At 71.7% G+C, this 24,771-nt stretch carries 20 protein-coding genes; 3 read left to right on the plus strand and 17 right to left on the minus strand.

Annotated features, from left to right (window positions below):
* Positions 1 to 2: 2 nt before the first annotated feature.
* From AB0O15_RS18155 to AB0O15_RS18230, 16 genes are all read right to left on the minus strand, one after another.
* Entirely contained in the window at positions 3 to 776 is a 774-nt protein-coding gene (locus AB0O15_RS18155) for a sulfotransferase (protein WP_364319679.1), read from the minus strand.
* Positions 766 to 2,256 (minus strand): oligosaccharide flippase family protein, encoded by a 1,491-nt coding sequence (locus tag AB0O15_RS18160; protein WP_364319681.1) that lies wholly within the window; start codon positions 2,254 to 2,256, stop codon positions 766 to 768. The genes AB0O15_RS18155 and AB0O15_RS18160 overlap by 11 nt, the downstream gene beginning before the upstream one ends.
* Complete coding sequence (locus tag AB0O15_RS18165) at positions 2,253 to 3,242, minus strand: Wzz/FepE/Etk N-terminal domain-containing protein (protein ID WP_364319683.1); 990 nt, start codon at positions 3,240 to 3,242, stop codon at positions 2,253 to 2,255. The genes AB0O15_RS18160 and AB0O15_RS18165 overlap by 4 nt, the downstream gene beginning before the upstream one ends.
* Positions 3,208 to 4,662 (minus strand): O-antigen ligase family protein, encoded by a 1,455-nt coding sequence (locus tag AB0O15_RS18170; protein ID WP_364319685.1) that lies wholly within the window; start codon positions 4,660 to 4,662, stop codon positions 3,208 to 3,210. The genes AB0O15_RS18165 and AB0O15_RS18170 overlap by 35 nt, the downstream gene beginning before the upstream one ends.
* Positions 4,659 to 5,897, minus strand: coding sequence for a glycosyltransferase family 4 protein (locus AB0O15_RS18175; RefSeq protein ID WP_364319687.1), 1,239 nt, complete (start codon positions 5,895 to 5,897; stop codon positions 4,659 to 4,661). The genes AB0O15_RS18170 and AB0O15_RS18175 overlap by 4 nt, the downstream gene beginning before the upstream one ends.
* A 58-nt stretch (positions 5,898 to 5,955) precedes the next feature.
* Entirely contained in the window at positions 5,956 to 7,026 is a 1,071-nt protein-coding gene (locus tag AB0O15_RS18180) for a polyprenyl synthetase family protein (RefSeq protein WP_364319689.1), read from the minus strand.
* Positions 7,023 to 8,447, minus strand: a complete 1,425-nt coding sequence (locus AB0O15_RS18185; protein WP_364319691.1) for a nucleotide pyrophosphatase/phosphodiesterase family protein — start codon at positions 8,445 to 8,447, stop codon at positions 7,023 to 7,025. Before AB0O15_RS18185 ends, AB0O15_RS18180 begins: the two co-directional genes overlap by 4 nt.
* A 14-nt stretch (positions 8,448 to 8,461) precedes the next feature.
* Positions 8,462 to 9,610, minus strand: a complete 1,149-nt coding sequence (gene eboE / locus AB0O15_RS18190; protein ID WP_364319693.1) for a metabolite traffic protein EboE — start codon at positions 9,608 to 9,610, stop codon at positions 8,462 to 8,464.
* Positions 9,610 to 10,458, minus strand: coding sequence for a TatD family hydrolase (locus tag AB0O15_RS18195; RefSeq protein WP_364319753.1), 849 nt, complete (start codon positions 10,456 to 10,458; stop codon positions 9,610 to 9,612). Before AB0O15_RS18195 ends, eboE begins: the two co-directional genes overlap by 1 nt.
* Positions 10,459 to 10,463: 5 nt before the next feature.
* Positions 10,464 to 11,015, minus strand: a complete 552-nt coding sequence (locus tag AB0O15_RS18200) for an EboA domain-containing protein (protein WP_364319695.1) — start codon at positions 11,013 to 11,015, stop codon at positions 10,464 to 10,466.
* Positions 11,012 to 11,998, minus strand: coding sequence for a sugar phosphate isomerase/epimerase family protein (locus tag AB0O15_RS18205; protein WP_364319697.1), 987 nt, complete (start codon positions 11,996 to 11,998; stop codon positions 11,012 to 11,014). The genes AB0O15_RS18200 and AB0O15_RS18205 overlap by 4 nt, the downstream gene beginning before the upstream one ends.
* Positions 11,995 to 13,047 carry an SCO3242 family prenyltransferase gene (locus AB0O15_RS18210; protein ID WP_364319699.1) on the minus strand — a complete coding sequence of 351 codons (1,053 nt, stop codon included), beginning with the start codon at positions 13,045 to 13,047 and terminating at the stop codon, positions 11,995 to 11,997. The genes AB0O15_RS18205 and AB0O15_RS18210 overlap by 4 nt, the downstream gene beginning before the upstream one ends.
* Positions 13,044 to 14,258 (minus strand): inositol-3-phosphate synthase, encoded by a 1,215-nt coding sequence (locus AB0O15_RS18215; RefSeq protein ID WP_364319701.1) that lies wholly within the window; start codon positions 14,256 to 14,258, stop codon positions 13,044 to 13,046. The genes AB0O15_RS18210 and AB0O15_RS18215 overlap by 4 nt, the downstream gene beginning before the upstream one ends.
* Before the next feature lie 68 nt (positions 14,259 to 14,326).
* Entirely contained in the window at positions 14,327 to 15,400 is a 1,074-nt protein-coding gene (locus AB0O15_RS18220; RefSeq protein ID WP_364319702.1) for a TIM barrel protein, read from the minus strand.
* A 231-nt stretch (positions 15,401 to 15,631) separates the two neighbouring features.
* A complete protein-coding gene (locus AB0O15_RS18225; RefSeq protein ID WP_364319704.1) occupies positions 15,632 to 18,790 on the minus strand; it encodes a ThuA domain-containing protein in 3,159 nt (1,052 codons plus the stop codon).
* Positions 18,791 to 18,800: 10 nt separating this feature from the next.
* Positions 18,801 to 19,886, minus strand: coding sequence for a sugar phosphate isomerase/epimerase (locus AB0O15_RS18230; protein WP_364319706.1), 1,086 nt, complete (start codon positions 19,884 to 19,886; stop codon positions 18,801 to 18,803).
* Positions 19,887 to 20,133: 247 nt separating this feature from the next.
* Here AB0O15_RS18230 and AB0O15_RS18235 point away from each other — a divergent pair, with 247 nt between their 5' ends.
* The 3 genes from AB0O15_RS18235 to AB0O15_RS18245 are packed head-to-tail and all read left to right on the plus strand — an operon-like array spanning position 20,134 to position 24,310.
* Entirely contained in the window at positions 20,134 to 21,588 is a 1,455-nt protein-coding gene (locus tag AB0O15_RS18235; protein ID WP_364319708.1) for an FAD-linked oxidase C-terminal domain-containing protein, read from the plus strand.
* On the plus strand, positions 21,588 to 22,940 hold the full coding sequence (locus AB0O15_RS18240) for an FAD-binding oxidoreductase (RefSeq protein ID WP_364319710.1): 1,353 nt from the start codon (positions 21,588 to 21,590) through the stop codon (positions 22,938 to 22,940). Before AB0O15_RS18235 ends, AB0O15_RS18240 begins: the two co-directional genes overlap by 1 nt.
* Positions 22,940 to 24,310 (plus strand): heterodisulfide reductase-related iron-sulfur binding cluster, encoded by a 1,371-nt coding sequence (locus tag AB0O15_RS18245; protein WP_364319711.1) that lies wholly within the window; start codon positions 22,940 to 22,942, stop codon positions 24,308 to 24,310. The genes AB0O15_RS18240 and AB0O15_RS18245 overlap by 1 nt, the downstream gene beginning before the upstream one ends.
* On the opposite strand, the gene AB0O15_RS18250 is transcribed toward AB0O15_RS18245, so the two are convergent.
* Complete coding sequence (locus AB0O15_RS18250; protein ID WP_364319712.1) at positions 24,311 to 24,640, minus strand: putative quinol monooxygenase; 330 nt, start codon at positions 24,638 to 24,640, stop codon at positions 24,311 to 24,313.
* Between the last annotated feature and the right edge of the window lie 131 nt (positions 24,641 to 24,771).

Raw genomic sequence — 24,771 nt, forward strand, 5'->3', positions numbered from 1 at the left:
CCTCACCGGGAGTCGGCGAGCAGTCCGTCCAGGGCGTGCTGGTCGTCGGCGAACGCCGCGTCGAGCCGTGCTCGCAGAGCGTCGTCGAGCGGCGGCGCGCCGGACGCCCGCCGGGTGTGCACCTCGGTCGGCGCCTCCTGCGGGGGCAGGCCGAGGAAGGCCAGGATGCCGGCATACCGCGAGGTCAGTTCTTCGGTACGGACGACCAGCACGCGATCGCGCCCGGCGGCGTCGAACCACCGGGTGAGCTGCTCGGCGTACCGCCCGCGGGCCTGGTAGCTGAACTGCCGTCGCGCGGCGTGATCACCGGAGGCGAGGCGGGCCGGTTCGGCGTCCAGCGCCTCGGCGAACGGGAGCTTCTCCACCCCGTACGCCACCGAATGCAGGTAGTGCGAATAGGCGCGTTCGGCCGGGTCGCGGATCAGGGCGATGAACCGGGAGGCCGGCAGCATGGCGGCGGCGCGCGCGGGCACGGCCGGGTCGAACAGGTAGTAGGGCGACGCCTCGAAGCTGTGGATCGACTGCGGTCGCACCGGGAAGTGCGCCCGGTACCAGCGTTCGCCCCGGCCGTGGTGCAGGCTGAAGAACTGGAGCTCCTTGCCGGTGGCCGGCCGCACCGACGGGTGCGCCGCCAGGTAGCGGTAGAGCGACGTGGTGCCACACCGCTGCCCGCCGATCACCAGGAACTCCGGCAGCCGGCCCAGGGGCAGGGGCAGAACCGCTTTGCCGTACGCCCGCGAGGAGCGCACCGCCCGCCGTAGAGCGTCAACTCGCACGCGCACCCCTCCGCAACGCCCGCAGCACCATCCGGTCCTCCCGGCCCAGCCCCAGCGCCAGCACCGTCCCGGCGTAGACACCGGCGATCGCGACCAGGCCCACGATCAGCCCGGCCGGGCCGGACGGCAGCACCGCCTCGAGCACCAGCCCCACGGCCAGCGCGGCCACCCCGGCCAGCAGTCCCTTGGCCATGCCCCGGGACGCCGGCAGCGTGGCGATCAGCCGCCGCACCTGGATCACCCGGGCCAGGTTGACCACGGTCAGCGAGGCGGCCCAGGCCACCGCGGCCCCGACGATGCCGTACTCCGGGATCAGCACGAGGTTGAGCAGCACGTTGAGGACGAGGGCGGCCACGTTGTCGGCCATGTTCAGCGCGACCTGACCGGACATGTTCAGCACCGTGCCACACGGTCCGGTGGCCGCGTTGACCAGCTGCCCCACGGCCAGGATCACGGTGACCGCCGCCCCGGCCGCGTAGGCGTTGCCGAAGAGCGTCAGCAGCTCGTCCGGGAAGGCCAGCAGCGCCGCGAAGGCGGGCAGCGACAGCCGGATCACCCAGCCGGTCACCGCCCGGTAGCTGGCCCGCACCTGGTCCAGCTCGCCGCGGTGGTAGAGGTCGGCCAGGTACGGCGCGAAGGCCGCGTTGAGCGGGGCGAGCACGAACACCGCCACCGTGACCAGCCGCGTGGAGACGTTGTAGACGCCGATGTCCGGGCTGGCGAAGAAGCCCAGCAGCAGCGTGTCGAGCCAGATCAGGCCGGTCGAGGCCAGCGAGGACACCCAGCTCACGGTGGAGAACGAGAAGAGCTGCCGGGGCGCGTACGTGTGCCCGTCGCCGGTCAGCGCGGCCAGCCGCTTCCGCAGCGCCAGCAGCGCGAGCACCGCCGCCGACCAGGCCGACACGACCAGGGCGGTGAAGGCGCCGCCGACCCCGAACCCGGCCAGCAGCAGCGCGGCCGTGATGACCAGGCGGCAGGCGGGCTCGTAGATCTGCCCGACCAGCGTGAACGCCTTCTGGCTGCGCCAGCCCCGGGTGGCGGCGAGCGCCGCCTCCATCACCGTGGAGGCGGGCAGGGTGAGGGCCATCAGCCGGAGGCCGCCGGTCAGGGCCGGGTCGTGCAGGCGCTCGGCCAGCCACGGCGCGGCCAGGGCCAGGGCCACGCCGAGCAGGGCGGCCGAGCCGCCGGAGACGAGCAGGGCCAGGCGTACGGTGCCGCGGACCGCGGCCGGGTCGTCGTCGGCCAGGTGCACGGCCACGAACCGGGTCACGCCGGCCCGGAAGCCGGACAGGGCGAGCAGACCGAGCAGGGTCAGGACCGCGTACCCCTGGGCGTAGCGCCCGACCTCGTCCTCGCCGAGCACACGGGCCAGCAGCAGCAGGACCCCGAAGACCGCGGCCTGGCCGAGGATCGCCCCGGCCAGGTTGAGCACCCCGCCGCGGGCGATGCCCCGGATCTGCCGGTCCGCCCCGACCGTCATACCGAAGCCGGCTCCTTCTCCCGCCGGGGCGACGGGATCGAGCCGTCAAAAGGGGCGGTGGGCCGTCGCACGATCTCGAGCAGGACGATCAGCAGCACGGCGATCAGCAGGCCGGCGCCGGCCACCGGCGGCACGGTCTGGGCCAGCGCGGAGAGCTTGGAGTCGGAGACGACCTCGCCGGTGCTGGACACCGACTTCGGGTCGGCCGCGCCTACCTGCGCCTTGGCCGCCTGCAGGCCCTGCTGGGCGTTGGCGAGGGCGTTGGTCGAGGCGTCCCGCTGCGCGATCAGCGCCTGGTAGCCGGGCAGCTTCGGGCCGATGTCGTTGAGCCGCTTCTCGTTGTCCTCCAGCGCGTCCTTGGCCGCCGACGCGCCCTTGGTGTTGCCCACCGCGGACATCTCCAGCTCCTGCCGGCGCAGGTTGCTCTGCTCGGCCAGGGTGGCCTGGAACAGCTTGTCGGGCTGGGTGACCTTGTTGGCCGTCTCCCAGTCGGTGATCTTCTTGGTCGCCGCGGTCACGTCCGCCTCGGCCGCCGCCACCTGCTGGGTGGCCACGTCGACCTGGGAGGCGAACAGGAAGGTCAGGGCCCGGCCGGTCATCGAGGTGGCGACCGGCGCCACCGTGGCCCGGTCCGAGCCGGTGAAGGTCAGGGTGAGCTGGCTGCTCGCGCCGACCTGCTTGACCTCCACGCCGTCGCGAAGCTCGTCCTGGCCCACCCCGGTGTCCGCGGCGACCTGGTCGATCACCTTGGGCGAGGTGGCCGCGGCCGAGAAGGCGGCCACGAACTGGTTGGCGCCCTGCTGGCCGGAGAACTGCTGGGCGGCCACGCCGCCGATCAGCGCCGGCGCCGCGACGTAGGTCGTCACCGCGTACTTCGGCGGGGTCAGGAGCACGACCGCGGTCGCGACCAGCGCGGCGAGAACCGGGAGGCCGATCAGGATGGGCAGCCGCTTACGCGCTGTGCCGAGATAGTCCACTGTCTCCATGCTCCTCGACCTTGTTCGTCACCGGCCTGCTCGTCACCGGCTCGGTCGTCACGACCTCGAGCGCCGGGGCCGCCCCGGCCACCGCCGCGAATGCCACCAGGTACCACAGCGTCGCCACACTGGACAGCACATTGGACACGGCGCTGATCGCCACGAAGGCGACCGCGCAGCCGAGATTCCCCGCCGCGATGCCGCGCGCGAGCGTACCCGGTGGCGCCCGGCGCAGCGCCCGCAGCCCGGCCAGGAGCAGCAGGACCATCATGGCCAGGTAGGCCAGCAGCCCGACGACGCCGGTCTCCACGTACGCCCGCAGGAAGTCGTTGTGCGGCTTCTTCGCCTCGTCGGTCTGGAACTGGGTCATGTTCGGCCCGATCCCGGTCACCGGGTTCCGGTTGGCCAGCGAGACGATCTCCGACCAGTAGCCGAGCCGCCAGGCCAGGGTGTTCCCGGTCGGCGCCCCGCCCACCTGGCGCGCCTCGGCCAGCTGGGCGAACCGGTCACCCACCGCGGGCAGCAGCGCGACGCCGAGCACGGCGGCCAGGCCCAGCGCCAGCAGCATGCGGGCGCTGCGCTGCACCAGCGCCACCACGATCAGCCCGATGGCCAGGCCGAGGATCGCGCTGCGGGTGTTGGTGAGCAGCAGGAAGACGAACGACAGGCCGAGCAGCACACCCAGCGCCACACGGAGCCGGCCGTGCACGTACCGGAAGATCCCGAACCCGAAGATCAGCAGGAACATCAGGTACCGGCCGAACGTGGTGGACTGCGCGAAGGGCCCGCTGATGCGGACGAAGCTGCCCTTGACCTCGGCCGGCGGGTTCCCGGTCAGGGACAGGATCACCGTGTACGCCACCACGATGGCCAGCGACCCGTAGACGGCGAGCAGGATCCGCCGCGCGTACCGGTGATCGCCGAGAAGTTGCTCGAGAACCACGAACATGACGACCACGGTGAGGATCCGCAGCGCCTCCAGCAGGCTGTTCGGCACCTTGTCGGCGCCCAGGGCACTCACCAGCGCGGTCGCGCCGACCATGAGCAGCGCCACGGTCAGCGGCGAGGTGCGCAGCCGGCCGTGCTCGCGGGCGCGGGCGGCCAGCCACAGCCCGGCGGCGATCAGGAACAGCACGCCGAGGATGGTCGACGGATCGAGGGTGCGGCTGACCCCCTCGGCGTCCACCCCGGCCTTGCCCGCGGTCGGACCGCTCAGCTTGAACAGGTCGACCATCGGCCGGACGGCGAGCATGAGCAGCGCGTACGCGCCGAACCGGGTGAGCGCCAGCGCGCCCACGACCAGGCCCAGCGCGGCGGCCACCGGCAGCACGGCCAGGCCGAGCGCGCCCTCGCCGAGCGCCCAGGCGGTGAACCCGGCCGCGACCGCGGAGGCCACCGCCATCGCGCCGGTGAGCAGGCGAGAGGTCAAGACTTCGTCCTCACCACGGACAGGTAGACCTGCTCGACCTCGCGGGCGGCGGTGTCCCAGCTGTACTGCGCGCGCAGCCGGCCGCCGTGCCGGGTGGCGGCGAGCCGCTCGGTCCTCGGCTCGGCGAGCAGCCGGGTCAGGGCGGCGACCAGGTCGTCCTCGTCGCCGTCGCGGAACAGGCGCCGGCCGGCGTCGTCGGAGCCGAGCAGCTCGACGTGCGGCGGGATGTCGCTGGCGACCACCGGGAGACCGTACGCGCACGCCTCCAGCAGGGTCAGCGGCAGCCCCTCCAGACGGGACGGCTGCACAAAACCGGCCGCGTTGGTGTACAGCTCGGCCAGCAGGTCGCCGTAGGCGAAGCCGGTGAAGACGACGCGCGGGTCGTCACCGGCCGCCTCGCGCAGGACCTTGACGTACTCGTCGCTGAACGAGGAACCGCCGACCACGGCCAGCTTGAGGGTGGTGTCGAGCCGCCGGAAGGCGCGGATCAGCAGGTCGGCGGCCTTCTCCGGGACGAGCCGGCCGACCAGCAGCAGGTAGCCCTGCTCGGTCAGGCCGAACCGGCTGACGATCTGCTGGGCGGGCACGCTGCGCTGGGCGCCGACCCCGTTGGGCACGTAGCGGGTGTCGGTGCCGAACCGGTCCTGGTAGTGGGTGGCCAGGGTGCGGGAGACCGTGATGCGTACGTCGGGCACGCGGCCGCTGCACCAGTGGGCCGCGCCGAGCACCGCGCGGGCCAGCCGGCCCCACTTGGCCCGCTGGTTGTCCAGCCCGTGGATGGTCTGCACGACCCGGACCCGGGACAGGTAGCGCGGCAGCGGCGCGACCAGGCCCGGCCCGATGCCGTGGTAATGCAGCACGTCGGGCTTGTCCTTGAGGGCGGCCAGGGTGGCGGTGGCGGCGTGGGCGATCGCGTCGAAGTGCTTGGTGGCGATCGTGCGGGTACGCCGCAATCGCACCCCGCGGTACTGGTCCATCGGCATCGCGTCGTAGCTGTCGCGGCAGTAGACCGTCACCTCGTGGCCGAGCGCGACCAGCCGGGCGCCGAGCTCCTCGACGTGCCGTTCGATGCCGCCGTAGGTCGCGGGCATGCCCTTCTGCCCGACCATGGCGATGCGCAGCGGGCGCCAGCCGGTGGGGCGGTCGGCGTTCTCAGGCGACTGCCGCGGCCGGATGATCGCGGGCGCGCGCATCCTGGTGTCGGTGTCCTCGGTGTCGAGCTCGTTCAGTGTCACACGGGTCCCCTGGGGTATCGGAGGGCCTCAATACTTATCTGGTGCGGTCAAGAACGACTTATCTGGTGCGGTCAACAACGCTGCCGGCAAGGGTGGCCAGAGCGGCGCGGGCCTCGTCGGAGATGGGCGCGTCGGTCAGTGCCGCGACCGCCGACTCGGCCCGCACCGTGATCATGTCTTCCACCCGGTCGAGCGCACCGGTGGCGGCGATGATCGTACGCAGATCTTCTGCACCTGCGGGGTCCAGATCCGCCCGGCCGAAGAGATTTTTGAATTTATCGCTCTGACCTGCATCACTACGTTCCCGGGTCAGTGCGATGAGGACGGTCGGTTTGCCCTCTCTAAGATCATCAAGGACGGGTTTGCCGGTCACCGAGGGGTCGCCGAAGACGCCGAGCACATCGTCACGCAATTGAAACGCGTCACCGAGCGGGTCGCCGAACCGCAGCAGCGCGGCCAGGGTCTCCGGCTCGGCGCCGGCCAGCGCCGCGCCGATCTGCAACGGCCGGGTCACGGTGTAGCGGGCGGCCTTCATCCGGATCACGGTCAGCGCCCCGGCCACCGAGCCGTCGCCGACACTGGACACCAGGTCGAGGTACTGCCCGGCGATCACCTCGGTGCGCATGAGTGTGAACAGACGGTGACCGCGCTGGATCCACTCCGGCGGCAGCCCTGACCCGGTGAACATCTGGTCGGCCCAGGCGGCGCAGAGGTCGCCGCCGAGCAGGGCGGCGCTGTGGCCGTACCGAGCGGCGTCACCCCGCCAGCGGTGCCGGTTGTGCAGGTCGGTGAAGTGCCGGTGCATGGACGGGCGCCCGCGGCGCTGGTCGCTGCCGTCCATGATGTCGTCGTGGATCAGCGCGAACGCGTGGAACAGCTCCAGGCTGGCCGACGCGGTGATGATCTCCGGGCCGTCCGGTCCGCCCGCCCCGCGCCAGCCCCAGTAGCAGAACATCGGGCGCAGCCGCTTGCCGCCGGCCAGGATGAACCGCCGGCAGGCGTCGAGCACGCCGTGCGGGGCGCCGTCGGGCCACTGTGGGCCCTGCCCGTCCAGGAAACCGGTGAGGGCCTGGTCGAAGCGGCGGGCCAGATCCTCCGCGGTCACCCCGACGGCCGACCCGACCGTCATGATGGAGCCCCGGAGGGGTGGTGGTTCTCCGCGCCGTCCGAAGGACCAGGCTTCGGTGGCGGCACAGCGAGTTGCAGGAGCAGGGCCTTGACCTCGGTCGCGGCGATCTGCTCCCGCGCGTACGCGGGGTCGGAACAGATCAGGACCGGCGCGTCCCGCGGATCGTCCGGCAGGCGTCCGTGCGAACCGCGCACCGCGCGGGCGCCGGCGTCCAGCCCGACCACGTTCATCAGGTAGCGCAGGCCGACCTTCTTCCGCAGCAGGGCCGCCCCGGCCCGGGCCTTCGCCGCACCCGGGCCGGCCGGGTCGAAGAACAGCTCGGCCGGGTCGTAGCCGGGCTTGCGGTGGATCTCGACCAACCGGGCGAAGTCCGGGGCGCGGGCGTCGTCCAGCCAGTAGTAGTAGGTGAACCACGCGTTCGGCTCGGCGACCAGCACCAGGTCACCGGAGCGTTCGTGGTCGAGGCCGTGCCCGGCCTTCCCGGCCGCGTCCAGCACCTCGGCCACCCCGGGCAGCTCGGCACAGCGCTTGGCCACCGCCGGGATGTCCGCCGGGTCCTTCACGTAGACGTGTGCGACCTGGTGGTCGGCCACCGCGAAGGCCCGGCTGGTCCAGGTGTCGAGGTATTCCATCCCGGCCTGGGTGTAGACCTCGAGCAGGCCCTCCGAGCGAAGCATCCGGTTGACGTCGACCGGCCGGTCGACGTCGACGATCCCGTACTCGGACAGCACCACGACCGTGGCGTCGGCCTCGAGCAGCGGCGCCAGCTCCTCGTCGAGCTCACGGGCGGCGGCCGCGGCCTGCGGGGCGGACGGCCCGAACCGCTGCAGGTCGTAGTCCAGGTGGGGCACGTACACCAGCGTGATGTCGGACTTCTTCTGCGCCAGGATGCGCTGGGCGGCCTTCACGATCCAGGCCGACGAGGTGATCCCGGCGCCCGCGCCCCAGTAGCTGAACAGCGGGAACGTGCCCAGCGCCGAGGTCAGGTCGTCGTGCAGCTCGGGCGGGTAGGTGTAGCAGTCCGGGTCCTTGCGGCCGTCGGCGTGGTAGATCGGCCGGGGCGTGACCGTCCAGTCGACGTCCATGCCCATCGCGTACCACCAGCAGACGTTGGCGACGGTCAGCCCGGGCCGGGCCTTCCGCGCCGCCTCCCACAGCTTCTCGCCGCCGACCAGCCGGTTGTGCTGCCGCCAGAGGAGGACCTCCCCCAGCTCCCGGAAGTACCAGCCGTTGCCGACCACGCCGTGCCCGCTGGGCAGCTCCCCGGTCAGGAAGGTGGACTGGGCCGAGCAGGTGACCGCCGGGAGCACCGTGCCCAGCGGCGCCTGGAAGCCCCGCCCGGCCAACGCCCGCAGCCGGGGCATGTGCTCCAGCAGCCGCGGGGTCAGCCCGACCACGTCGATCACCAGCAACGGTTTCACGGCTCGGCTCTCCCTCAACCCTGCCATGTGACCTTCTCCCGGTTGAGATTCAGTTCGTCCAGCAGGCCGCGAGCGTGGTCCAGCTCGGCGGCGATGCCCGCCACCAGCTCGGCGGGATCGCGCGGCCGCGACCCCTCCGGAAGCACGTTCCAGGTGTACGTCTCCACGTCGAGGTGGTCGCACTCGGCCGTGGCCCCGCCGACCAGCACCCGCAGCGCGTCCCGCAGCACACCGGTGGTGGCCCGCAGCGGCGGGACCGGCTGGGCGTGGATCGGCACGTGGTAGTGGATCCGCCAGGGCTGGCCGCGGTCGCCGGCCAGGGCGTCGTCCAGATCGTCGGTGGACAGGCCGGCCCGCCCCCGGGTCTGGTGCAGGAAACGCGGCTCGACGTACTGGGCCAGCACCTCGGCGTCGCGTTCCGGGTCGTCGCTGGCCAGGGCGGCCGACACCTGGGTCTTCACGACGGGCACGCCCGCCTCGCGCAGCCGTTGCAGGGCGGCCGCCGGGTCTTCCCAGGCGCAGGCCAGGTGGGCCAGGTCGAGGCAGACGCCGAGCCGCTCGGTGTCCGCGTCCCTGAACATCTCGGCCGCCTGCGTGGTGTTCTCCACGACGCAGCCCGGCTCGGGCTCGAACGCCACCCGCACCGTGCGGTCGAGCCGGCCCAGCTCGCTGGCCAGCACGTCCATCGACCGGCGGCAGGCGTCCCGGCGTTCGTCGTCCCAGGGGGTACGCCAGGCCAGCGGCAGCGTGGAGACCGAGCCGCGGACGGCGTCCTCGGGCATCAGCCGCTCCAGGATCCGGGCCAGATTCAGCGTGTACGTGAGCCGCGCCGGCGTGGTCCAGTCCGGCTCGTACACGGCGCCCTTGACCACCGGTTGCTGGAAGGCGGCGTACGGGAAGCCGTTGAGGGTGACCACCTCGAGGCCTCTTGTCGCGATCTCCCGCCTGAGCCTCTCGATCTTGGCGGAGTCGGAGACCAGCTCGGAGGCCGCCGGGGCGGCGATCCACAGGCCCAGCCCCAGGACGTTGGTGCCGAGCTTCTCGCGGATCGGCAGCGCGTACGTGTCGAGCTGCTCGATGATGCCGTCCAGCTCCTCGGCGGCGTGCACATTCGTGCAGTAGGACAGGTGCACGGTCTGCCCGTCACGGTGGCGGAGGCGCATCAGCTGCCGCCCCGCAGGATCGAGCTGCCCTCGAAGGTGGCGTCGGTCGTCGTCTCGCCCAGGTCGAGCTTGCCCGACTGGGCGTAGAACTCGACCGGGTTCCGCCACAGCACCTTGTCGACGTCGTCGGTGGTGAAGCCGGCCGCGAGCATCGCCTCGGCCGTCGCCACGGTCAGCAGCGGGTCGGACTTGCCCCAGTCGGCGGCCGAGTTGACCAGGATCCGCTCGGTGCCGCGCTCCTTGAGGATGTCCACCATGCGCGGCGGGGACATCTTGGTGTCCGGGTAGATCGAGAAGCCCATCCAGCATCCGCTGTCCTGGACCAGGCCCACCGTGACCTCGTTGAGGTGGTCGACCAGGACGTGGCCCGGTTCGATGCCCGACTCCTTGACGACGTCGAGCGTCCGCTTCGTACCCGCCGCCTTGTCCCGATGGGGGGTGTGCACCAGCGCCGGGAGCTCGAACTCGACGGCCAGGGCCAGCTGGGCGGCGAACACCTCGTCCTCGACCGGCGACATCGAGTCGTACCCGATCTCACCCACCGCGACCACGCCGTCCTTGTCCAGATAGCGGGGCAGCAGGTCGAGCACCGGGCGGCAGCGGGGGTCGTTGGCCTCCTTCGGGTTCAGCGCGATCGTGGCGTGATGGCGGATGCCGTACTGCGCCGCCCGGAACGGCTCCCAGCCGATCAGCGAGTCGAAGTAGTCGGCGAACGAGCCCGGGTTGGTCCGCGGCTGGCCCAGCCAGAAGGCCGGCTCGACGACGGCCTTCACGCCGTGCGCCGCCATCGCCGCGTAGTCGTCCGTGGTCCGCGAGGTCATGTGGATATGGGGATCGAAGATGCGCACGGTGGTCACGCCTCCAGTCGGTTCAGCAGGGCGGTGGCGTCGGCCGACATCTCCCGGCCGGCGGCCGCCCGCTCGTCGGCCAGCGAGCGGAGCATCTGGGCCAGCTCGGCGTCGGCGCGCTCGTCCAGGTCTTCCACTTCGGCGAGGGGTACGCCCATGAAAACGATCTTGATGACGCCCTGGCGCCAGGTCGCCGCGTCCAGGTGCCGCGCGTACGGGCCCAGCGCGGCCGCGACCAGCCGGGTGTCGTTGGTGCGCAACGCGTCCAGCAGCAGCGGCACGCCGGCGTCCTTGATCGGCAGCAGGGGGAGCGCTTTCAGCACGGCCAGCTTCTCGGCGGCGTCGCCATGGTCGTACAGCTCTCTGATCTGCTCAGGGCTCTGCCCGCCGAGGAGCAACGCTCGTCCCGCCTGCCCCGCGGTCCAGCCCGGCGCGATCTCGTCGCGGCCGAGCTGACGGTCGGCTCGCGTGAAGAGGCGGGTGATCTCGGTAGCATTTTGTGTGCTTTTCAGCCATTCCTTGTCCGGCAGCGCCTCGCGCAGGTCGTCCAGGGTCATTCCGCCGCCGCTCCTCTCAGGAAATCGATCGACCGCCGGGCCACGTCCGGCGCCGCGTGCGAGTGCCGCGGCAGCTCGACCGCGACCAGCCCCCGGTAGTCGGCCTCGCGCAGCGCCCGCAGCACCGGCGGAAAGTCGATCTCCCCCTCGCCGAACTCCAGATGCTCGTGAACCCCCCGGCGCATGTCATCGATCTGCACGTTGACCAGGTGTTCCCGCACAGCGAGAACACACTCGGGCACGCCCAGATCCTCCAGGCACCGGCAGTGCCCGATGTCGAGCGTGATGCCCAGCTCGGCCGGATCGCCCAGGTCATGCCGGAGCCGCCGCCAGTCCGCGATGTCCTGCACCAGCATCCCCGGCTCCGGCTCGAACCCGACCTTCGTCCGCGCGTACCCCAGCACCTCGGCAACCCCGTCGACCAGCCGCTTCCAGGCCGTGTCCGGGTCGACGTCGTCCGGCCTGACCCCCGCCCAGAACGACACCGCTTCGGCCCCCAGATCGGCCCCGATGTCACAGGCCCGCCGCAGAAACTCCAGCCGCCTGCCCCGGTCGTCGTGCAACAGGGTCGGCGCATGCTTCCGCCAGGCATCCAGCAGATACCGGGCCCCCGTCTCGACCACCACACCCAGCCCGAGATCCCGCAGCCGATCCGCGGCCCGGCCAACCTGCTTCGCGACATCCGGCGCGAACGGATCCACATGATCGTGATCCAGCGTCAGCGCCACACCCTCATAGCCCAGCTCGGCGATGACCGTGAGCGCCTCATCCAGCCGATGATTGGCGAACCCGTTCGTCCCGTAGCCGAAGCGCAGCCTTCCTCCGGCGGCCTGCTCGTCCTCGGTTGAACCGCCCCCGGCCCGCTCACCCGCCGGCGCCTTGATCGACGGCCCATCCGGCGTTCCCGCGCTCGGGCCGCGACCGAGCGGGCCGCCCATGATGGGCTCGCCGCCTGCCGGTTCGCCGGTGATCGGTGCGCTCATGTCGGGGACACCTTCCGGGCCAGCGCACCAGCCAGCGGCGCCGCCGCGGCCACGGCCATCCCGACGAACGGCGCGCCCGAGCGAGCGGCCAGCGCGCCCTGCAGCGACGGCAAGGAGGTGATGCCGGCGCCGACGGCCGCCCGGACCCGCGGCGCGGCCGGATCGCCGATGACGGCGGCCTGGGCACGGCCGTACTTCACCGCATACCCAGCGGCCATCACGGCCGTGGCCGCCAGCCGCCAGGCCCGGCGCCGCTTGTCCGCGCGCTCGTCCCCGCCGCGCCCGAACGCGCCCTCGACCCGCCCGCCGCCCAGCCCGTCCCAGCGCCCTCCTCGGTGGGAGGTGGGTTGCGCTGACCGACGACCCGCCCCCTCCCCCGCCCCATCACTGGGTGGGCCGGAATGTAGCGCGTGGGCCCGACGCTCCGACGCGGTTTTCCACAGGTGGCCCGTCGTGGCCACCGCCCCGGTCAACGCCGCCGTGGTGGCCAGAGTGACCGCGGCCAGCCGCGGCTCGGCTCCCGACACCTCGCGCCGTGACAACGCCGTCACGGTGTACGTGTGCAACGCCACAGCCAGCGCCGACGGCACCGCTCGGGCCATCCGCGCCGAGCCGCTGGCGCCGAGCATCACGTCCAGCCCCCGGCACACTGCCATCCCGGCCGGCCCGGCCGCCGTGTTCTTCAGCTTCAGGTCATAGGCCCACACGGCGGCGGCCAGCGGCCCCGCGACGGCCAGTGCCCGCCGCCCGCCGGCCGCCCCGGCGAGAGCCAGCCCGGCCCCGGTCAGCCCGGCCGCGATCCCGAAGGCGGCCCGGGGCGAGATCCGCCCGGACGGGATGGGCCGTTCCGGCCGCTCGACGGCGTCGAGTTCCCGGTCGGCCCAGTCGTTGGCGGCCATCCCGGCCCAGTAGAGACAGACCGATGCCCCGGCCAGCCCGGCCGTCGACGGCGACAGGGCGCCGGCCGCGCCGGCCCCGGCCACCACGTCCCCGGGCACGGAGAGGGCGGCGGGAGCGCGCACGAGCGAGATCAGGTCACGGAACCTCATCGGCCGTCTTCCGAAGAGGAAGGAGAAGAGGGCAAGGACGCGGCGTCATCAAAAGGCCCGGAGGCGGAAGGGCCGGAGGCGGAAGGACCGGAGGCGGAAGGGGCGGAGGCGGAAGGGGCGGAGAAGGACGACACCAGGCCGACCAGCAGCGCCCACTGTTCGGCCAGCGCCGACGGCCCGTCGCCGATCGGGTCCTTGAAGAAGAAGCCGAGCTCGGGCAGCGGCCCGCTGCGGCCGCTGCGCTGGGCGGCCGCGGTCAGCCGGGCCAGGTCGAGCACCAGCGGCGCGGCCAGGGCCGAGTCGCAGCCGTGCCAGGTGAACTCGACGCGCATGCCGGTGCCCAGGAAGCCCTGGAAGGTGACCAGGTCCCAGGCGGTCTTGAAGTCGCCGATCTCCTCGACGTAGTCGATGCGGCTGGTGCCGGACGGCTCGTAGCCGAGGGCGTCGCCGAGCACGCGCTGTTTGCTGGCCACCTTGGCGGCGTTGGCGGCGGGGTCGGCGAGGTTGGCGCCGTCGCCGCCGCCGAGCAGGTTGAGCCCGGACCAGCTGCGGACGCGCAGGTTGCGCATGGCGAACATGGGCGCCAGCACCGACTTGACCAGCGTTTCGCCGGTCTTGCCGTCGTTCCCGGCGTACACGACGTTGCGGGAGCGCGCGAAAGCGTCCAGGAAGGGCAGCCGCGCGCCGGTCGACGGGGTGAAGTCGATGAACGGGCAGCCCACGGAGAACGCCGCGTAGGCCGCCAGCGAGCTGCCGGGCAACGAGCCGAGGGTGGCGGACGAGTCATCGAACAGGGGTTCGGTGGTGGAGACGTTGACGACCACGACCAGATCGAGAGAATGCCGGGCGCGGAAGCCGGCGATGTCCGCCGCGATGAGCTGCGCCGCGTGTTCCTGGGTGTCGGCGGTGGGCAGCGGCCGGATGTTGTCCTCGTGGTCGGTCAGCTCGTCGGTGAGCGCGGCGACCAGCCGGCCGGGCAGCACGCCGGCGGCGGCGAGGGCCTCGGCCTTCTTCACCACCGGCGTGCTGACGATGTCGTGGCCGCCGAACACGAGTTCGCCCCAGCCGGGCAGCGCGGGGCTGCTCAGCGGCGGCAACTCGGTGACGCATCCGGTGGTGTCGGTCAGGCGTGCCTTGAGGGCGAACGCGCCGACGGTGGCGGTGACCGCCACCGAGCCGCGTGCGCCGATCAGCCAGATTCCGGTACGCATCAGCGGACCTCCAGGGGGGCCGGTCCCCGGGGCCCGGGCGACGCCGGCGACCCCGGGGAGGGTGGTGACTATCTGGTGTAGATGGTGAGCGCCGACATGTTGTCGTAGCTCTGCTCGGCGATGCGCAGGCTCTTGCCCGGGTCGGCCGACCCGCCGAGCTGCGCGTCGTCCATCTCGTAGTTGGCGTGGTGGTAGTCCGGCAGCCCGATGGTCTGGAAGAACTGCTGGAAGTTGATGTCGCCCTCGCCGAACGGGGTCTCGTTGTAGCCGTTGGCGGTGTGGTCGCCGTCCTTGGCGTGGAACAGCGGGAAGCGCCGCGGCCGGTTGGCGACGGTGAGGATCGGGTCGAAGACGTCCGATCGGGTCTGGCCGGCCGAGTTGGTGTAGGTGCGGAAGCGGTGCTGGGCCAGGTACGCCCAGAGGATGTCCATCTGCAGGTAGACCAGCTCGGGGTCGGTCTTGGCCAGGAAGTACTCGAGGCGGCGGATGCCGGTGGAGCGGGTGGGGCGTCCGTTGCCGTCGAACGGACCGGCGTCGAGCAGGAAGTCGTACGCCGTGTCGTGGTTGTGGGTGTAGAGCTTGAGCCCGCTCGCCTTGGCCCGGGCGCCCATCGCGTTCCAGTCGTCGACGGCGCGGTCCCAGTCGGCCTGGTAGGCGCTGCCGCTGGGGTCGCCGCCGGTGCCGACGTGGGCCATGCCGAGGGTCTGGGCGATGTCCATCTCGGCGTCGAGCGACCCGGGGCTGATGTTGGTGTGGGTGCCGTTGGCGACCAGCCCGTTGTCGTCGAGGATCTTCCGGATCTCGGCGGGGGTGATCTGCCGGCCGAGGATCGACGTGTGCTGGGTGTACCCGGCGAACTCGACCTCCTTGTACCCCACGGAGGCCAGGTGGGCGAGGACCCGTTCGAAGCCGTACGGGACCCCGGAGTTGTCGGGCGCGGCCTGGATCCGGTCGCGGACGCTGTAGAGGATGATGCCGCGGCGGTTCGGCGGGATCAGCGGCTCGGCCCGGAGCTTGCCTTCGCCCAGCGCGGCGCCGCCGGTGCTGATCACCGGGAGGCCGGCGGCGGCGAGGGCGGCGGCGGCCGCGCCCGCGGTGGCGAGCACTTTGCGGCGGCCCCAACCGGGCTTGCGTTCATCCATGTCTGTGCACCTTCCGGGGTGGATCCGAAGAGGACAGAAACCAACAGCCTGTGTCGACCTTGTTACGTATCGGGACGCTAGCCGGGCTTTCGACGAAAAGAAAGATGGCTGATCGACAAAGTTCTTCATTTGTAGATCTAACTTCTTAACTGAGCGACAAAAGCTTTAGACGGGTACGGCCGGAGCGCTCGCCGGGGGTGGCGACAGCCCCCGGCGAGCGCTGGACCCGGGTCAGGCCGGAGCGAACTCGACCCAGTTCAGGTTGGCCAGGCCGGTGGCCGGACCCCCGCTGACCGGCCGGAACACCAGGTAGAGCTGGTGACTGCCGGCGGACGCGGAGACCGGTACGGACTGGGTGGCGAACGCCGTGTTGCCGCTGGTGGCGTTGAGCGTGCCGGTGCCGGCAACGGTTCCGGTGGGACTGTCGAGGCGGACCTCGACCGTGGCCCGGGGCTGCCCGGCCGTGGCCGCCGAGCCGCCCGAGTAGCGCAGCGCCACCGAGGCGACCCCGCCCAGATTGATCGGGTCGAAGGCGATCGAGTCGCCCGGGTCGATCCCGTTCACGTGCTGCCCGCCACCGGTGTCACCGGTACTGGCGACCGTCACGTTGTTCTTGACCTGCGCGTACTCGGCCTGCTGACGCCACGTCGGCAGCACCGACTGGTCGACCGCGGTCAGCGCGGGCTGGCCGTTGGCGCCCAGGTCGGTGTACGTGGCGCTGATCGCCCCGTACAGGTAGCCGCCGGCGTGGTCCGCCCCGTCCGACGGTGAGACGAACGAGCCCGAGCATCCGGTCGCGTCGCTCATGCCGTGGCCGTGGCTGTCATGGCCGAGCACGAAGGACACGGTGACCCGGGAGCAGTCGATCGGACCGTCCTCCGGGTCGGTGACCGTCACCGTCCAGGGCACGGTGTCGCCCCAATTGAAGAAGGTGCCGTCGATCGGCGAGGTGACGGTGATCGTCGGCTTGGTGTTGCCGACCGTGACGACATGGGTCAGCACCGCCGTCTTACCGCTCGAGTCGGTGACCGTGAGCTTGGCGTTGTAGACCCCGTTCTGGGTGTACGTGAACGAGGGGTCGGCCTCGGTCGAGTCGACGGTGCCGTCGCTCTGGAAGTCCCAGGCGAACGAGATCGCCTCGCCCGGGTCGGGGTCGGCCGAACCCGCGCTGGAGAACCGCACGGTCAGCGGGGCCGGTCCGTTGTCGGGGGTGGCGGACAGCTTGGCCACCGGCGACCGGGTGCCCTTCACGTACCGCACCACCGAGAGCGCGGCGTCCGGGTTGGCGGTGAAGAAGCCGTCGCCGTACTCGAGCACGTAGAGGCTGCCGTCCGGCCCGAACTCCATGTCGATCGGGTTGTCGAAGACCACACCGGGCAGGAACTGCTCCACCCCGGTCAGGCCGCCGGCTCCGTTCGTACGCATCATGAAGATCTTGTCCCGGCTGAACTCCCCGAACACCACGCTGTCGTCGTAGTACTCCGGGAACTTCACGTCCGACGCCAGGCCGGCGTCGAAGTGGTAGGCGGGACCACCCATCGGGCCGACGCCGCCGGTGCCGATCACCGGCCACTTGAAGTCGCAGGGCGTGGGCGGGGTGTTCAGGTACGCCTCGGCGCAGGTCGTCCGGGCCTGGAAGGTGTACCAGAACTCGGACTGCTGCACCGGCGGCAGCGTCGTCCGACCGGTGTTGCGCGGCGAGAGGTTCTTGGGCGCCGCGCAATTGAAAGCCGCTCCCGGCGTACGCGTGGTGAAGTCGTAGTCGAAGTACGGCAGCGACGGGCTCACGCAGAACGGCCAGCCGTAGTTGCCCGCCTTGTTGGCGGCGATCCACCGGCCGGTGCCCTCGGGCCCGCGGGTCGGGCTGGGCGTCTGCGAGTCGGGCGAGTAGTCGCCGATGTAGACCCAGCCGCGGGCGTCCACGTCGAACCGGAACGGGTTCCGCAGGCCCATCAGGAAGATCTCCGGACGGGTCTTGTTGTCGGTGTCCTGCGCCTCGGGGAACAGGTTGCCGGCCGGGATCGTGTAGCCGCCGTCCGGCTTGACCTTGATGCGCAGCAGCTTGCCCCGCAGGTCGTTGGTGTTGCCGGCCGAGCGCTGGGCGTCGTAGCCGGGACCCTGGGTGGGCGCGTCGTTGATCGGCGTGAAGCCGTCCGAGCCGCCGGCGTTGGTGTCGTCGCCGGTGACCAGGTAGAGCAGGCCCTTGCCGTCGAACTTGACCTCGCCGGCCACGTGGCAGCAGATGCCCCGGTCGGTGTTCACCTGCAGGATCTTCTGCTCGGTGGACATGTCCAGGTGGGGCGTGGGCTCCTCGACGAACTTGACCCGGGACAGCTGGTTGTAGCCCCGGTAGACGTCCCAGGCGGCCGGGTTGGTGCTGGTCGCGGGCGCGTCCGTGGCCGGGGTGCTCAGCCTCGGCGCGTAGTAGAGGTAGACCCACTTGTTGGTGGCGAAGTCGGGGTCGAGGGTGACCGACTGGAGGCCGTCCTCGTCGTGCTGGTAGACCTCGACCGTGGTGATCACCGGACTGGCCGCGGTCGCCGGGTCGTAGAGCCGGATCTGGCCGCTGCGGGTGTTGTGCAGCACCCGGCCGTCGGGCAGCACCGCGAGCGTCATCGGCTCGCCCGGCTCGTCGTTGAGGATGACCTTCTCGTAGTTCGAGGTCACCGTGGCGCCGCAGTCGCCGGCGGCGTCACCCGCGGCCCACTGGATGCCGCCGAGCAGGTGCTTTCGAAAAGCCCCGTTGGCGTACGTGTCGGAGCTGTGCCCGAGGCCGGTGTAGAACGAGCGGCCGCCCTGGTAGTCCTTGCACCAGGCGACCGGGGCGTTGAACGCCGTGGCCAGCACGTGGGAGGCGCCCCGCACGTTGGTGGAGTAGGTGTACCACTCCTCGGCGAGGCTCAGCTGCCGGGCGAGCGGCCGGGTGGCCGGGTGGACCCGGTCGGTGACCTCGACGGTCCCGGCGCCGGTGGACGCGACCCCGGCCACCCCGGTGCCGACCAGGTTGCGGTAGAACGTCCACGAGGGCTCGGTCTCGGCCGCCGCGTGCACGCCGACATACCCGCCGCCGTCGGTCACGTACTCCTGGAACGCCTGCTCCTGCGGCGCGGTGAGCACGTCGCCGGTGGTGTTCAGGAAGACCACGGCCCGGTAGTTGGCCAGGTTCTCCCCGGTGAAGGCGGTGCCGTTCTGGGTCACGTCGATGCTGAAGTGGTTGGCCGCGCCGAGCGTACGGATGGCGTTGACGCCCTTGTCGATCGACTCGCGGCGGACCCCGTCGGTCTTGGTGAAGACGAGCACCTGGTACTCGTCGTGGGCAGCGGCCGGGGCGGCGACCGCGAGAGGTGAGGCGACCACGATCGCTGCGAAGAGGGGGAACCAGCGACGCATGCCGGCCGCCTCAGCGCTTGTAGATCGAGAGGGCGGACATGTTGTCGTAGCTCAGGTCCGCGTAGGCCAGCGACTGCCCCGGGTTGGCGGTGCCGCCGGGAGCGGTGTCCATCTCCCAGTTGGCGTGGTGGAACTCGGGCTCGCCGATGGTCTCGAAGAACTGCTGGAAGTTGATGTCGCCCTCGCCGAGCGGGGTCATCACGTACCCGGCGGACTGGCTGGTGTCCCGGTCGCCGTCCTTGGCGTGGAACAGCGGGAACCGCTTGGTGCGGTTGGCCACGGTCAGGATCGGGTCGAAGATGTCGGTGCGGGTCTTCCCGGCCGAGTTCACGTAGGTCTTGAAGCGGTACTGCGCCACGTACGCCCAGTAGATGTCCAGCTCGAAGAAGACGTTCTTGGGGTCGGTCCTCGCCATGAAGTACTCGAGCTTGCGGATGCCGGACGAGCGGGTGGGGCGGCCGTTGGCGTCCAGCGGGCCGGCGTCGAGCAGGAACCCGTACGCGGCGTCGTGGTTGTGGGTGTAGAGCCGCAGCCCGCGCTCCCGGGCCTGGGCGCCGAGGGTGTTCCACAGATCGGCGGCGGCGTCCCAGTCGGACTGGTACGCGCTGCCGGTCGGGTCGGAGCCGGTGCCGATGTTCTTCATGCCCAGCGTCTCGGCGATGTCGAGCTGCTGCTGGAAGGTGGCCGCGTTGATCGAGGTGTGCGTGCCGTTGGCGACCAGCCCGTTGTCGTCCAGGATCTTCCGGATCTCCTCCGGGGTGATCTGCCGGCCGAGGATCGCCGTGTTCTGCGTGTAGCCGGCGAACTCGACCTCCTTGTAGCCGAGCTCGGCGATGCGGGCGAGCACCCGCTCGAAGCCGTACGGGACGCCGGTGGTGTCGGGGGCGGCCGAGATCCGGTCCCGCACGCTGTACAGGATGATGCCCCGGTTCTGCGCCGGGATCAGGGGCTCGGCGTGCAGCTTGGCCTCGCCGATGGCCGGCTTGGCGGTCTGCAGGACCGGGAGACCGGCCGCGCCGAGAGCGGCCGCGGCGCCGGCCGCGGTGGCCAGTAACTTCCGCCGGCTGACCGGCGCCTTCTGGATTGCCTCACTCATGGGTGCCCACCTTTCGATGGCGGCTCGTCGGCCGCTGGCGAATCGTTTCAAGAGAGGGTCCGAAGTGGACCTGAGAACAAGCTGTGTCGAATGTGTTACGTCTGGTCGAGACGCTATCCCGGTCCAAAGTGAAAAGAAAGACCGCCTAACAAAGAAGTTGATGATCCGAACGCACAACTTTCATCGATTCAGACAAAAGTATCCGTAGTCGTCCGGTGACGGTTAGGTTGGGCGTGAGGAGGACGGCATGATCGATGATCTTGCGGCGGTGCTGCGCGGGCTCCTCGGCGACGACCGGGTGATCAGCGACCGGCAGCGGCTGCGGACCTACGAGTGCGACGGCCTCGCCCACTACAAGGTGGTCCCGGCGCTGGTCGTGCTGCCGCACACCGCCGAGGAGTGCGCGGCGGTGATCCGGGCCTGCGTCGGGGCCAAGGTGCCCTGGGTCGCCCGCGGCTCCGGCACCGGCCTGTCCGGCGGCGCCCTCCCGCACGCCGACGGGGTGCTGCTGGTGACCTCGCAGATGCGCGACATCCTGGACGTACGCCCGGCCGACGAACGCGCCGTGGTGCAGCCCGGCGTGATCAACCTGGACGTCAGCAAGGCCGCCCGCCCGCACGGCTACTACTACGCGCCCGACCCGTCCAGCCAGCAGATCTGCTCGATCGGCGGCAACGTGGCCGAGAACTCGGGCGGCGCCCACTGCCTGAAGTACGGCTTCACCACCAACCACGTGGTCGGCGCCCAGGTGGTCACGCCCCGCGGCGACCTGGTCCGGCTGGGCGGGGACGCGCCGGACGCCCCCGGGTACGACCTGCTCGGCGCGTTCGTCGGCTCGGAGGGAACGCTGGGCCTGGCGACCGAGGTGACCGTACGTCTGGTGCGGCGGCCGGAGGCCGTGCGTACCCTCCTCGCCGGTTTCCCCTCCACCGACGAGGCCGGCGCCGCGACCTCGGCGATCATCGCCGCCGGGGTGGTGCCCGCGGCCATCGAGATGATGGACGCGCTGGCCATCGAGGCGGCCGAGGCGGCCGTGCGCTGCGGTTATCCGGACGGGGCCGGCGCCGTGCTGGTGGTCGAGCTGGACGGTCCCGCCGCCGAGGTCTCGGCCCAGTTCGAACAGGTGGTGTCCCTGTGCGAGCAGGCCGGCTCGTTCGAGATCCGGGTCGCCGCGGACGAGGCCGAGCGGGTCCTGATCTGGAAGGGCCGCAAGTCCGCGTTCGCGGCGGTCGGCCGGATCAGCCCCGACTACATCGTGCAGGACGGCGTGATCCCGCGGACCGCGCTGACCGAGGTGCTGAACCGGATCGCCGACCTGGCCACGGCCAAGGGTGTCCGGGTGGCCAACGTGTTCCACGCCGGCGACGGCAACCTGCACCCGCTGGTGCTCTTCGACGACGCGGTGGACGGCGAGGCCGAACGCGCCGAGGACGTCTCCGGGGCGATCCTCGAGATCTGCATCGAGCTCGGCGGCTCGATCACCGGTGAGCACGGCGTCGGCATGGACAAGGCCCGGTTCATGCCGCGGATGTTCACCGACGACGACCTCGACACCATGCAGCTGGTCCGCTGCGCGTTCGACCCCGACGGGCTGGCCAACCCCGGCAAGGTGTTCCCCACGCCGCGGCTGTGCGGCGAGGTGCCCGGCCGGCACAAGGGCGCACACCCCTTGCAGGAGGCCGGCATCGCGGAGGTGTTCTGATGACCCAGCTCGACGACCTGACCCGGCCGGCCGGCGACGACGACGTGGTGGGCGGGGTCCGGGCCCGGCTGGTCGCCGCTCCGGCGTCCACCGCCGAGGCGTCCGCGCTGGTCAAAGCCGCGGCCGGGCTCACCGTGGTGGTGCGGGGCGGGGCCACCAAGATCGACTGGGGTACGCCGCCCCGCGCGCTCGACCTCATCATCGACACCCACCGCCTGGCCGGCGTCCGCGAGCACGCCGCCGGCGACCTGATCACCGTGCTCGGCGCCGGCACCCGCCTGGACGACCTCGACCTGCCCGGCCAGCAACTGGCCCTCGACTCGCCGCTGCCCGGCGCCACCATCGGCGGCACCGTCGCCACCAACGTCAGCGGCCCCCGCCGCGTCCTCTACGGAACGGCCCGCGACCTGCTCATCGGCATCGAGGTGGTCCGGGCCGACGGCACGGTCACACGCTCCGGCGGCAAGGTCGTCAAGAACGTCGCCGGGTACGACCTGGGCAAGCTGTACACCGGCTCGTACGGGACGCTCGGGCTGATCACCGAATGCGCGTTCCGCCTGCACCCGCGCCCGTTCGCCTCGGCGTTCGTCACCGCCACCGCCCCGTCCCCGGCCGCCGCCGGCCGCCTGGTCGCGGCGGTGCTGGACGCCCAGGTGGTGCCGTCCGCGGTCGAGGTCAACGCCCCGCCGTCCGGCGACCTCGAGGTGGCCGTCCTCGTCGAGGGCACCCCCGAAGGCGTCCGCCATCGCGCCGAGGTCCTCGCCGAACTGCTCTCCCCCGCCCCCTTTGCTCTGAGCGCGTATAGGCAACACCCCTCGTGGTGGGGCACCTATCCGTGGTGCCCCGGCGACGTCGGGATCAAGCTGACCGCCTCCCTCTCCCGCGTCCCCGACCTGTTCACGGCCGCCCTGGACACCTCTCTCCCCCTGACCATCCGCGGTTCCGCCGCCTCCGGAGTCCTGTACGCGGGACTACCCGGTACGTATTTGTGCGCAGAGCAAAGCGAGCCTGAGAGGAACGCTTCACATCCGCCCGCCCAGGCCGCTGACCAGGGACCGGCGCCTGGCGAGGCGGCCGGCCAGCCGGCCGGCGGTGCTCCCGGCCGGCCCGCAGGGGGTGAGTATGAGTGCGCAGAGCAAAGGGGTGAAGAGGTAGGACATGCGGTCGCGCGTCTGCGCGAGGCCGCCACCCGAGCGGGCGGCCACGCCGTCGTCCTCACGGCTCCGGCCACGGTGCGCGACAGGCTGGACATGTGGGGGCCGGTGGGTGGTTTGGAGCTGATGCGGCGGGTGAAGGACCAGTTCGACCCCCAGGGGCTGTTCGCGCCCGGGCGCTTCGTGGGAGGGATCTGATGGCCGACATCGACGCCACGCACGGCAGCGAACCCACGGCGGCGCCGCGCGACGTGCTGGGGCCGGTCCGGGCCTTCGACGACGACCATCCGCCGTCGCGGGAGCTGCTGTCGGACTGTGTGCACTGCGGGTTCTGCCTGCCGACGTGCCCGACCTATGTGCTCTGGGGCGAGGAGATGGACTCGCCGCGCGGGCGGATCCATCTGATGTCGCAGGGGCTGACCGGGGAGCCGCTGAGCCCGAGCATGGTGCAGCACTTCGACAACTGCCTGGGCTGTATGTCCTGTGTGACCGCGTGCCCGTCGGGGGTCAAGTACGACCGGCTGATCGAGGACACCCGGGCCCAGGTCGAGCGGCGGCACCCGCGCAGCGCGAAGGAGCGGGCGCTGCGGAAGGCGATTTTCGCGCTGTTCCCGTACCCGAAGCGGTTGAGGCTCTTGAAAGGGCCGTTGCGGATCTATCAGGCGAGCGGGCTGCAGCGGCTGGTCGCGCGGACGGGGCTGCTGGAGCGGCTGGCGCCGACGCTGGCCACGCTCGACTCGCTGGCGCCGCGGCTGCGCCGGGTGCCCAGGCCGCCGGCGCTGGTCCGGGCCCGGGGGCCGCGGCGGGCGGTGGTCGGGATGCTCACCGGCTGTGTGCAGAGCGCGTTCTTCCCGGACGTGAACTCGGCGACCGTCCGGATTCTGGCCGCCGAGGGCTGCGACGTGGTGCTGCCGGCCGGCCAGGGCTGCTGCGGCGCGCTGAGCGTGCACAACGGGCGCGGTGACGAGGCGCGGGGGTTCGCGCGGCGGCTGATCGACACCTTCGAGGGCAGCGGCATGGACTGGTTCGTGGTCAACGCCGCGGGGTGCGGGTCGTCGCTGAAGGAGTACGGCGTCCTGCTGGCCGGCGATCCGATCTACGCCGAGCGGGCGGCCGCCTTCGCCGGGCGGGTGCGCGACCTCTCCGAGCTGCTGACCGAGCTGGGACCGGTGGCCGAGCGGCATCCGCTGCCGCTGACCGTGGCCTACCACGACGCCTGCCACCTGGGGCACGCCCAGGGCGTCCGCGCCCAGCCCCGCGCGCTGCTGGGCGGCATTCCCGGCCTGGAGCTGCGCGAGATCGCCGACCCGGAGATCTGCTGCGGCTCGGCCGGCGTGTGGAACGTGCTGAACCCGGCGCCGGCGGCCGAGCTGGGCGACCGCAAGGCCACCAGCGTGCTGGCCACCGGGGCCGAGCTGCTGGTCACCGCCAACCCGGGCTGCCTGATGCAGGTGGCGGCCGGTGTGCGCCGCCGCGGCGGGAGCATCGCGCTGGCGCACACCGCGCAGGTGCTGGACGCGTCGATCCGCAACCTCGGCACCGCCGAGTTGACCGGACCAGGCCGCTGATCAGCGGCTCGGGACCGCCATCTCCCCCAGCTCCGACCAGTCGTCCTGGTCAATCGTCTGACTGACGATCTTCGGCGTCGCGGCGAGATAGGGCGGCAGCTCCAGCTGGGCCTGCTTGAAGTGCGCGGAGGTGACGTGGGCGCCGCCCGCGTCACCGTCGCGGAAGGCCTCGACCAGGACGTACTCGGCCGGGTCGTCCAGGCTGCGGGACCAGTCGAACCAAAGGCAGCCCGGCTCGGCCCGGGTGGCCTCGGTGAACGGGCCGGCGATCCGCGGCCAGTCCTCGGCGTGCTCGGGCTTCACCCGGAACTTCGCGGTGATGAAGATCAACGTGACTCCTTCTGCTCGTGCGGTCGGATGCCATGCTTCCGTGCCCGCGGCCGGCGTGCACCAGCCGGGGGCACGGTCGTTCGGATTGATCGTTCACTAGGCTCAAGGTTGTGGGGGCAGCTGCCGATCAG

The organism is Actinoplanes sp. NPDC089786, assembly GCF_040684855.1.
In the GTDB taxonomy this organism is placed as follows: domain Bacteria; phylum Actinomycetota; class Actinomycetes; order Mycobacteriales; family Micromonosporaceae; genus Actinoplanes.

What these genes read in the sequence shown, in the direction of transcription:
- AB0O15_RS18245 (WP_364319711.1), top strand. Translation starts at nt 22,940, where the DNA reads ATGGCCGACATCGACGCCACGCACGGCAGCGAACCCACGGCGGCGCCG.
- AB0O15_RS18210 (WP_364319699.1), bottom strand. Translation starts at nt 13,047, where the DNA reads ATGAGGTTCCGTGACCTGATCTCGCTCGTGCGCGCTCCCGCCGCCCTC.
- AB0O15_RS18225 (WP_364319704.1), bottom strand. Translation starts at nt 18,790, where the DNA reads ATGCGTCGCTGGTTCCCCCTCTTCGCAGCGATCGTGGTCGCCTCACCT.
- AB0O15_RS18230 (WP_364319706.1), bottom strand. Translation starts at nt 19,886, where the DNA reads ATGAGTGAGGCAATCCAGAAGGCGCCGGTCAGCCGGCGGAAGTTACTG.
- AB0O15_RS18240 (WP_364319710.1), top strand. Translation starts at nt 21,588, where the DNA reads ATGACCCAGCTCGACGACCTGACCCGGCCGGCCGGCGACGACGACGTG.
- AB0O15_RS18200 (WP_364319695.1), bottom strand. Translation starts at nt 11,015, where the DNA reads ATGACCCTGGACGACCTGCGCGAGGCGCTGCCGGACAAGGAATGGCTG.
- AB0O15_RS18160 (WP_364319681.1), bottom strand. Translation starts at nt 2,256, where the DNA reads ATGACGGTCGGGGCGGACCGGCAGATCCGGGGCATCGCCCGCGGCGGG.
- eboE (WP_364319693.1), bottom strand. Translation starts at nt 9,610, where the DNA reads ATGCGCCTCCGCCACCGTGACGGGCAGACCGTGCACCTGTCCTACTGC.
- AB0O15_RS18215 (WP_364319701.1), bottom strand. Translation starts at nt 14,258, where the DNA reads ATGCGTACCGGAATCTGGCTGATCGGCGCACGCGGCTCGGTGGCGGTC.
- AB0O15_RS18205 (WP_364319697.1), bottom strand. Translation starts at nt 11,998, where the DNA reads ATGAGCGCACCGATCACCGGCGAACCGGCAGGCGGCGAGCCCATCATG.
- AB0O15_RS18220 (WP_364319702.1), bottom strand. Translation starts at nt 15,400, where the DNA reads ATGGATGAACGCAAGCCCGGTTGGGGCCGCCGCAAAGTGCTCGCCACC.
- AB0O15_RS18235 (WP_364319708.1), top strand. Translation starts at nt 20,134, where the DNA reads ATGATCGATGATCTTGCGGCGGTGCTGCGCGGGCTCCTCGGCGACGAC.
- AB0O15_RS18180 (WP_364319689.1), bottom strand. Translation starts at nt 7,026, where the DNA reads ATGACGGTCGGGTCGGCCGTCGGGGTGACCGCGGAGGATCTGGCCCGC.
- AB0O15_RS18165 (WP_364319683.1), bottom strand. Translation starts at nt 3,242, where the DNA reads ATGGAGACAGTGGACTATCTCGGCACAGCGCGTAAGCGGCTGCCCATC.